7 protein-coding genes and 1 pseudogene are annotated in these 9,232 nt (G+C 71.6%); 4 read left to right on the top strand and 4 right to left on the bottom strand.

Features of this window, described 5'->3' with window-relative positions:
* Nucleotides 1-101: 101 nt before the first annotated feature.
* Entirely contained in the window at nt 102-1,280 is a 1,179-nt protein-coding gene (locus ABZU52_RS30705; RefSeq protein WP_354974424.1) for an ABC transporter substrate-binding protein, read from the bottom strand.
* Between the two features lie 444 nt (nt 1,281-1,724).
* Between ABZU52_RS30705 and ABZU52_RS30700 the strand changes: the two genes are divergently transcribed.
* From ABZU52_RS30700 to ABZU52_RS30685, 4 genes and pseudogenes are all read left to right on the top strand, one after another.
* Entirely contained in the window at nt 1,725-4,871 is a 3,147-nt protein-coding gene (locus ABZU52_RS30700; RefSeq protein WP_354974423.1) for a sensor histidine kinase, read from the top strand.
* A pseudogene (locus tag ABZU52_RS30695) lies at nt 4,868-5,264 on the top strand (roadblock/LC7 domain-containing protein). The gene ABZU52_RS30700 and the pseudogene ABZU52_RS30695 overlap by 4 nt, the downstream one beginning before the upstream one ends.
* Before the next feature lie 89 nt (nt 5,265-5,353).
* A complete protein-coding gene (locus tag ABZU52_RS30690; RefSeq protein ID WP_007465174.1) occupies nt 5,354-5,719 on the top strand; it encodes a DUF742 domain-containing protein in 366 nt (121 codons plus the stop codon).
* Nucleotides 5,700-6,323 carry an ATP/GTP-binding protein gene (locus ABZU52_RS30685; protein ID WP_354974422.1) on the top strand — a complete coding sequence of 208 codons (624 nt, stop codon included), beginning with the start codon at nt 5,700-5,702 and terminating at the stop codon, nt 6,321-6,323. The genes ABZU52_RS30690 and ABZU52_RS30685 overlap by 20 nt, the downstream gene beginning before the upstream one ends.
* 108 nt (nt 6,324-6,431) lie before the next feature.
* Here ABZU52_RS30685 and ABZU52_RS30680 read toward each other — a convergent pair whose 3' ends face one another.
* From ABZU52_RS30680 to nirB, 3 genes are all read right to left on the bottom strand, one after another.
* On the bottom strand, nt 6,432-7,520 hold the full coding sequence (locus ABZU52_RS30680) for a uroporphyrinogen-III synthase (protein WP_354974421.1): 1,089 nt from the start codon (nt 7,518-7,520) through the stop codon (nt 6,432-6,434).
* Complete coding sequence (nirD, locus tag ABZU52_RS30675; protein ID WP_354974420.1) at nt 7,520-7,867, bottom strand: nitrite reductase small subunit NirD; 348 nt, start codon at nt 7,865-7,867, stop codon at nt 7,520-7,522. The genes ABZU52_RS30680 and nirD overlap by 1 nt, the downstream gene beginning before the upstream one ends.
* Nucleotides 7,864-9,232, bottom strand: a 1,369-nt coding sequence (gene nirB, locus ABZU52_RS30670) for a nitrite reductase large subunit NirB (protein WP_354974419.1), incomplete at its 5' end; no start/stop codon positions are given. The genes nirD and nirB, both read right to left, overlap by 4 nt.

Here is a 9,232-nt window from a genome sequence, read left to right as displayed (position 1 = left end):
ACCGTGCCCGGCGGAGGGATCAAGCCTGACCGCCCGGAGCCGGGCACGGTAGGCCACACCCCCCACCCGGCACCCGACGAAGAGCGCCGGGACGAAAGCGTTTACCCCGCCAACCGCCACCGACCATTGCGCGCAACCAGCGTGGTGAGCGCCTGCGGCATCAGACCACTGTGGTTGTCCGGCGTCATGCGGATCGGCCCGGACAGGCCGTCCATCTGGGACGTCTCCAGCACGTCCCGGAGGCCGGCGCGGTTCACCTTGCCGATCTCACCACCGGCGCGCAGTTCCGCGTCGGCGATCAGTTGGACGGCGTCGGCGGCGAAGGACGAGGACCCGTTGTAGCCGCCGAAGCGTGCCGTGTAGTCCTGGAACCACTGCCGCCGCGCGGCCTTGGCCGGCGTGGTCGCGATCACGTCGTCGATCACCATCGTCTGCGTGAAGATCAGCGTGGCCTTCTCGGTCGCCTTGGCCGCCGAGCCGAGGAAGAGGTCCCCGGCCGCCCCGGCGTCGAAGTAGATCGACCCACGGAAGGTGGTCTGCTGGGCGCTGGTGGCGGCCAGCGTCGCCTGCTCCGGTGGGGTCCAGAAGACCATCGCGTCGGGCTTGCCCGAGGCGAGCTGCTGGACCTGCTGGCTGACGTCGGTGTCGGTGGTCTTGATCCGCTGCTGTCGGAGCGTGATGTTGGCCTTGTCCAGTTCGCTCTTGAGCGCGGTCGCGCCCTCCTGGCCATAGTCGTCGTCGCTGACCAGCATCCCCACCTTGCGGATGTTGTTGCGGCGCAGTTCGGTGGTCAGCGCCGCGGCGCTGTCCTGGGCGTTAGGGCCCAGTTTGAACACGTAGCGCCGTTCGGCGACCGGTCTGGCGATCGCGCCGGAAGCGGCTAGTGCAATGGTGGGAATCCGCTTCTCGTTGATGGTCCCGACGGCTCCGACCGCGCATTCGTTGCAGCCGCCCATGATGATGGCGGTGACCCGCGAATCGCTGCTGAAGTCGACGATGTTGCGAAGTGACTCGGCCGAGTCGGAACGGTTGTCCTTCACCTTCAGCTCGATCTTCCGGTCGTTCAGTGCTCCGGAGGAGTTCAACTGCTCGACCTTGAGTTCGAGGGCTCGCTGGTATGTCCGGCCAACCGTGGCGGCGGCACCGGAGAGTTCGAGATCGGCGGCGATCACGATCGGACTTGTGTCCTTCTCCGCTCCGCCGAACTGGCAGCCGGTGAGCGTGGTGGCCACTACGGCCGATGCGAGCGCCGCGATGGTCGCGGAGCGGATGGGGCTCAACTCAGTCCTCCAGGTGCGGGCGCGGGCGCTGCCCGGTCACCGCCGCTAATCCGTCCTCAGTGGAGGACGGGATCTCCTCTGCCGTACGGTGTGCGCGAAGCCTGCAAAACCTTGCCAATGGCCGGCGCTGTGGTCAAGCGCGGACCCCGGCAGCATTTTCGGGACGGCCATCCCACATGCTGGCGTAACACAATGTTTGCAAAAGCTCACTTTGCATGCACGCATGACCACTCTGGAGTTACATGCCCTGTTCAGGGGCTTGCGGAAATGAAGGTATCAGTTGCCCGGATCACGAGATGCGCTCCGTCCGACCGTTTCCTACCTCACTGCGGCTTCCCAAACAGGATCATCTCTGATGAAATCGCGGCCGTGCCGCGCGTGGTCCCCTCCGCTTACGGCATGGCTCGGCGGTTCAGGCGGGGAAGAAACGACGGAGGCGATGTCGTGAGCACCGGACCGACGACTCTGCCCGCGCTCGGCGACAGCGGTCGGCGTGCTCGCCGACAGATGCCGAGACTGCGTGACGCCCGGATCCGGTCCAAGTTGGCGCTGATTCTGGTCGTCCCGGTGGCGGCGGTGATCGCGCTGGCCACGGTCCGCCTCATCTCCGTCGGCGAGGGCGCCTTCGACGCCACCCGGGCCCGGTCACTGACCGCCCTCTCCATCGACGTCAGCGCTCTCACCCAGGACCTCCAGGCCGAACGGATGGCCGCGGCCGCCTACCTGGCCGCTCCGCAGCAGCCGGCCGACGCGTACAACCTGCGGGTCCGCGAGACGCAGCAGCAGGTGGACGAGTACCGCGCCGAGCGCGGCCGGATCGGCGATGTGCCGGCCGCCCTGCGGGACCGGCTGGCCGCCATCGACGACCACCTGGCCACCCTGGACGGCACCCGGCAGGAGGTGCTGGACCGCCGGCAGATGGCGGTTGCCGAGGCGGTGCTCCGCTACGGAGTCATCCTCACCGACCTGATCTCCTACGGTGACGGCCTGGCTCAGCTGCCCGGCGACGAGAGCCTCGCGGACAGCCGCCGCGCGGTCTCCGCCTTCGCCCGCGCCAAGGCCTCCGTCGCCGAGGAAGAGGCCGTCGCCTTCACCGCGCTGACCGCCGGCCAGCTCGACTCGGAGCAGTTCTCCTCCTTCGTGGCAACGTTGACCGGGCAGCAGGAGGCCCTGGTCGCCTTCTCGCTGGCCGCCGACCCGGTGCAGCGCGCCCTGGTCAACAGCACCGTCTCCGGCGACGCGGTCGGCCTGGCCGACCGGGTGGCCACCGACATCACCCGCTCGGTCGGGCAGCGCCCGCTGGTCAGCGCGCAGGACGCCACCGCGGCCATCGGCGCCGTGAACGACCTGATGCGCTGGGCCGAGATCCAACTGCAGGACCGACTGCTCCAGCAGGCCGACCAGGCACGCTCGGACGTCATCCGGCAGGCCGTGGTCGAGTCGGTCCTGGTGCTGCTGACCCTGATCATCGCCGTGTCGCTGGCCGTGGTGCTGGCCCGCTCGCTCAACCACTCGCTGCGCCGGCTGCGGGAGGGCGCCCTTTCGGTGGCCAACCACGACCTGCCCGACGCGGTGCAGCGGCTGCAGAACATGGGCAGCGTCGGTGACGGCGGCGTCGACGAGATCGTCCGCCAGGTCCGGGACCCCATTCAGCTCAACAGCCGCGACGAGGTCGGTCAGGTGGCGCTGGCCTTCAACGTCGTGCACCGGGAGGCGGTGCGGGTCGCCGCCGAGCAGGCGGCACTGCGTACCAGCGTCTCGGCGATGTTCCTCAACCTGGCCCGCCGTAGTCAGACCCTGGTCGACCGGATGATCGGCGAGTTGGACGCGATCGAGCGCGGCGAGGAGGACCCGAAGCGGCTCGCGCAGCTCTTCGAACTGGACCACCTGGCCACTCGAATGCGCCGCAACGACGAGAACCTGCTGGTCCTGGCCGGCGCCGACTCCGCCGTACCGCGTCGCGACGACGCGTTGGTGGTGGACGTGCTGCGCGCCGCCCAGTCCGAGGTGGAGCTGTACAACCGCATCGAGTTCGGGACGGTGGACACCGACATCTCGGTGTCCGCGCACGCGGTCAACGACGTGGTACGCCTCGTCGCCGAACTCCTCGACAACGCCACCCGGTTCTCCCCGCCGAACACCACAGTGGTCGCCGACGGTCGCCGGATCCGCGACTACGTGCTGATCCAGATCGAGGACCGCGGGCTCGGCCTCACCGACGAGCAGCTCGACTCGCTCAACCGGCGGCTGGCCGCCCCGCCGAGCGTCGACGTCGCCGCGTTCCGGCTGATGGGTCTGGCCGTGGTGAGTCGGCTCGCGTCCCGTTACGGCATCCGGGTGGAGCTGCGTCGCAACGTCGAGGGCGGCACCGTCGCCCAGGTGACGTTGCCCGCCACCACCGTGGTGCTGCCCACCAGCCGGGGCCGCGACCAGGTGCTCACCCGGCCGCGTCAGCCGATGGCCGTGGAGCAGACGCCGCTCACCCCGGTCGGTCACGCCGAGCAGTTCGCCGGTGCAGCCACGTCGGCGGCGACGCTGCCCGACCAGTGGCGGACCAGCACGCCGGCACCCGCCCAGTGGCAGTCGCCGCTGGACTCGCGGGACACCACCCCGGCCGTCCAGGCGGGTGGCTACACCGGTCCGCGTTCGACCATGCCACCGGCCCCCGCCGCCCCCGCTCCCGCCGCTGCCGCACCTGCCGCTCCGGCCCCCGCCGCCCCGCTTCCGCCGGCCCGGCCGGCCTTCGGCAACGGCGCGGGTGCCTCACTGGGCAGCCCGACCGTGGCCTACCCGACCGTCGACCCGCTGCCTCGGCGTGGCTCCACCGCGGATGCCGCGGATGGGCGCGGCAGCCAGGGCCTCCCGGTCGGGCCGGTCGCCGGCCCGGGCGCGGTGGCGCCGCCGGCCGCTCCGTCGGTGCCCGCCGCACCGGTCAGCAGCCGGCCCGACTTCCCCGCCGAAGCTCCGATCTTCCGGGAGATGGAGGCGGTCTGGTTCCGGTCGCACGGCGACGACGCCACCGCGATCTTCACCCGGCCCAACTTCGACGAGCCGCCCGCACCCGCCGCCACCGCTCCGGCTGATGCCGGCCTGGGTACCGGCAACGGCGGTCAGCCGAGCGCCGCGCCCGTGCCGGCCGCGCCGCCGGCCCGACCGAAACTGCCGACCCGTACCCCGGCCAGCTCCGGCACGGCCACGCCGGGCGCCGAGGGCCTCGGCGGCACCATGGACGGGTTCGGCGCACGGCCGTCGGCGCCGCCGACGTACACTCCGGCCCCGGCTGGCCGTACGGCTCCGGCCGCGCCCGCCCCCGACCCGGAAGCCTGGCGTACGGCGGCCGACGAGGGCTGGTCCCGGGCCAGCCGGGCCGCCGAGCCGGCTCCCGCCGGGACCACCCGCTCCGGGTTGCCCAAGCGGGTGCCGCAGGCCCAGCTCGTGCCGGGTGGCATCGAACCGAAGAGCGGCCGGGACCGCAGCCGGCGGACCCCGGATGAAGTACGTGGTCTGCTGTCGGCCTACCACCGCGGTGTGCAGCGCGGTCGGACGGCCGGAACGGACCTGAACAGCACCTCGACCAAGGAGAGCCGATGAACAGGCCAGCTGCCATGCAGGACATGGGTTGGCTGCTCACCAACTTCGCCGACAGCGTGGCGGGCATCGCCCACGTGGTGGCGGTGTCCGCCGACGGGCTGTTGCTCGCGTCCTCCCGGGATCTGCCGGGGGACCGGGCGGACCAGCTCGCCGCGATCACCTCCGGGGTGGTGAGCCTGACCGAGGGCGCGGCCCGGATGTTCAGCGCGGGCGGGGTGTTGCAGACAGTCATCGAGATGGACAGCGGATATCTCTTCCTGATGTCGATCAGCGACGGTTCCTCGATGGCCGTGCTGGCCGCGCGCAGCTGCGACGTGGGTCAGGTGGGCTACGAGATGGCGCTGCTGGTCGAGCGGGTGGGTGCCGCTGCCGCGCGACGCGGTGCGCTCTTAGCACCGGAAGGCGGCGCTTGCTCCGAGCGCCGGGCCAGGGACGGGAGGCGGCACAGTCCGGCTCCGCAGGGGACGAGGAGGTGATCGGGGATGGACCAACGACGCGCTGACCCGCGTGGCGCGCTGGTACGTCCGTACGCGGTCACCCGTGGTCGTACCGAGCCCCGGCAGGACATCGCCCTCGAGGCCGTCCTCACCGCCTCTCCCACCCAGGTCGCCGAGTCCCGCTTCGCCGGGCATGACAAACACCGAATCGCCACGGTCTGTGAGGGCCGAGCACAGTCGCTGGCGGAGATCGCCGCGTATACCCGGATGCCGCTGGGCGTCGCCCGGGTGTTGGTCGCCGACATGGTGGCCGAGAGCCTGCTGACGTTACACACTGCTGCTCCCGCCGAGGGGTTCGAGGAGCGGATGGAACTGCTTGGAAGGGTGCTAAGTGGACTTCGCAGGCTATGACCCCGCTGGGGGGCGGCCGGGCCGGGGAATCGTCTCCGCGAAGATCGTCGTCGCGGGCGGCTTCGGCGTTGGCAAGACGACAATGGTCGGGGCGATCTCCGAGATCACACCGCTGACCACTGAGGCGTTGATGACCGCGGCGGGCGTCGGCATCGACGATCCGTCCAAGGTGCCGGGCAAGGAGACCACCACGGTCGCCATGGACTTCGGCCGGATCACCATGGCCCAGGACCTGATCCTGTACCTCTTCGGTACACCGGGTCAGACCCGGTTCTGGTTCATGTGGGACGAGATCATCCGGGGGGCGGTGGGCGCCGCCGTGCTGGTGGACACCCGCCGGATCACCGACGCGTTCGCCCCGCTGGACTACTTCGAGAACCGCAACCTGCCGTACGTGGTGGCGCTGAACAAGTTCGACGGCGCTCCGCAGTACGAGGCGGAGGAGGTCCGCGAGGCGCTGGCCATCTCGCCGCAGGTGCCGCTGGTGATGACCGACGCCCGGCAGCGGGACTCGGTCAAGCAGGTGCTGGTGACGGTGGTCGAGCACGCCATGCTCCGGCTCCAGTCCGAGCACGGGCGGGGCTTCCCCACTCCGGTCGGCTGAACCGCCGCGTCACGGCCGGCCCGCAACGGTCGGCCGTGACGCGCTCAGCCGGCCGCGATGGTCGGCGGTGACGCGCTCAGCCGGCCGCGATGGTCGGCGGTGACGCGCTCAGTCGACCCGGAGCCGGTAGCCGCGCTTCACCACGGTCTGCACCACGCGCGGCGCGCGCAGGCCGGCCCGTAGCCGGGCGACGGCCATCTCCACGGCGTGCTCGTCCGCGCCCCGGGGCAGCGTCCGCAGCAACGCCGTACGGGACAGCACCCGCCCCGGGGACTGCGCCAGCGCCCGCAGCACCGCCATCGGTGCGGGCGCGAGTGGCCGCAGTTCCCCGTCGATCACCGCAGCGTGCCCGCGCAACGTGAGCAGGTGCCCACCGGCCTTGAACGTCACGGTCCGGCGGGGCAGTTCGTCGACGATGGTCCGCACCAGCGCGCCCAGCCGCGCCCGGCCGGGGGCGCTCACCGGCACCCCGCGCCGCAGCAGCGGCTCGGCGGTCACCGGGCCGACGCAGCTGGCCAACACATCACTGCGCAACGCGGACAGCACCGCGTCGGTGCGGTCCCCGGCGGCCCGCAGCAACGCCTCGGCCGCCGGCGCCGAGGTGAACGTCACCGCGTCCACCAGCCGGCCGGCGATCAGGTCGATCAACCGGTGGAGCGGCGCCGGGTCGGTCGGCGGCGCCCAGCGGTAGACCGGCACCTCGATGACCGTGGCGCCGGCCGCCTCCAGCGCGAGCGTGCACTCGGGCTGCCGCTCGCCGTGCAGCTGCATCGCGATCACCTGCCCGGCCACGCCGCGCCGGCGCAGGTGGTCGACCACCTCGTCACAGCTCTCCGAGGCGGGCGACCACTGGTCGTGCAGCCCGGCCGCCCGGATCGCGCCGCGCGCCTTCGGGCCACGCGCCACCACATACGAGCTGGCCAGCACGGAGCGCAGCGGCTCGGCCAGCCCCCAGCCCTCGGCCGCTTCCAGCCAGCCGCGCATGCCGATGCCGGTGTTGGCCATCAGGATGTCCGGCGGTTGGTCGAGGCAGGCGCGGGTCGCCTCGCGCAGCTCGGTGTCGTCGGAGAGCGGCACGATCCGCAACGCCGGGGCGAGCACCACCCGGGCGCCCCGTCGTTCGAGCAGGGCGGCCAGTTCGTCGCGCCGCCGGTCGGCGGTCACCCCGATGGTGAAGCCCGCCAGTTCTTCCCGCATCAAGCCTCCTGTCGCAGCCGCACCTCGACCAGCCCGTTGCGGCAACGCGCGTCGTGTCGGGCCACGGCCACCCCGGGCAGGTCGAGGCAGTGCCCGCTGCGCAGGTCGTACACCTGCTTGTGCAGCGGTGAGGCGACCGTCGGCACTCCGCCGCGGCTGCCGACGATGCCCCGGGACAGCACGTACGCCCCGGAGACCGGGTCGCGGTTGTCGATCGCGAACAGCCCGTCGGCGGTCCGGAAGAGGGCGACCTGTTCCCCGTCGACCAGGGCGGCGACGCCCCGGTCCGGTTCCAACCGGTCGAGGGGGCACACGGTGGTCCAGGTCAGGGTGAGGGTCTGGGTCATCGCCGTACCTCCGGTAGGCCGAGGGTGACCGGTTGCCGACGGTGACCGTTTGTCGGCTCAGCTCCGGTCGGGGAATGGTCGCGTACGGGTACCGGCTGGCCGCGTTCCCGGGTGAAGGTGATCGACGGGTCCGGTACGTCCGGGGCGTTGACGAAGGAGGTGTAGCGGCGCAGCCGATCCGGGTCGTCCAGGACGTCGCGCCACTCGTCGGAGTACGACGACACGTGCCGGGCCATCGCCGCGTCGAGGTCGGCGCAGAGCCCGAGCGAGTCGTCCACGATCACCGAGCGCAGGTGGTCCAGGCCGCCGTCCATCGCCTCGATCCAACCGGCGGTGCGTTGCAGCCGGTCGGCGGTGCGGATGTAGTAGATGAGGAATCTGTCGATAAGCGTGATCAGCGCGTCCGTGGACAGGTCGGTGGCGAACAGGTCGGCGTGCCGGGGCCGGAAGCCGCCGTTGCCGCCGACGTAGAGATTCCAGCCGGTCTCGGTGGCGATGATGCCGAAGTCCTTGCTGCGCGCCTCCGCGCACTCCCGGGCACAACCGGAGACCGCCGACTTGAGTTTGTGCGGCGCGCGCAGCCCGCGATAGCGCAGCTCCAGCGCGACGGCCAGCCCCACCGAGTCCTGTACGCCGTACCGGCACCAGGTCTCGCCCACGCACGACTTCACCGTGCGCAGCGCCTTGCCGTACGCGTGACCGGACTCGAAGCCGGCGTCCACCAGCCGCCGCCAGATCTGCGGCAGCTGCTCCACCCGCGCCCCGAACAGGTCGATCCGCTGCCCACCGGTGATCTTCGTGTAGAGCTGGAAGTCCCGGGCGACCTCGCCGATCACGATCAGCTTCTCCGGGGTGATCTCGCCGCCGGGGATCCGGGGCACCACCGAGTAGCTGCCGTCGCGTTGCAGGTTGGCCAGGAAGTGGTCGTTGGTGTCCTGCAACGACGCCTGCTCCCCGTCGAGCACGTGCCCGCTGCCCAGCGAGGCGAGGATCGAGGCGACCACCGGTTTGCAGATGTCGCAGCCGCGACCCCGACCGTGCTCGGCGACCAGCCGGGAGAACGTCCGGATGCCGCGTACCCGGACGATCTCGAACAGCTCCCGCCGGCTGACGTCGAAGTGCTCGCAGAGCGCGCTGGACTGCGCCACCCCGGCCGCGTCCAGGAGCTGCTTGAGCATCGGCACGCAGGAACCGCAGCTGGTGCCGGCCCTGGTGCACGCCTTCACCGCCGCCACGTCCGCGCAACCGTCGGCGATGGCGGCGTCCACGTCGCCCCGGGTCACCGCGTTGCAGGAGCAGACCTGCGCGGTGGCTGGCAGCGCCCCGGCGTCCGCGCCGCCGCCGTCGGGGGCGAGCAGCGCCAGC

The sequence above is a fragment of the Micromonospora sp. NPDC005220 genome (assembly GCF_040607895.1).
Classification (GTDB): domain Bacteria; phylum Actinomycetota; class Actinomycetes; order Mycobacteriales; family Micromonosporaceae; genus Micromonospora.
This window is presented reverse-complemented; position numbering and strand designations above follow the sequence as displayed.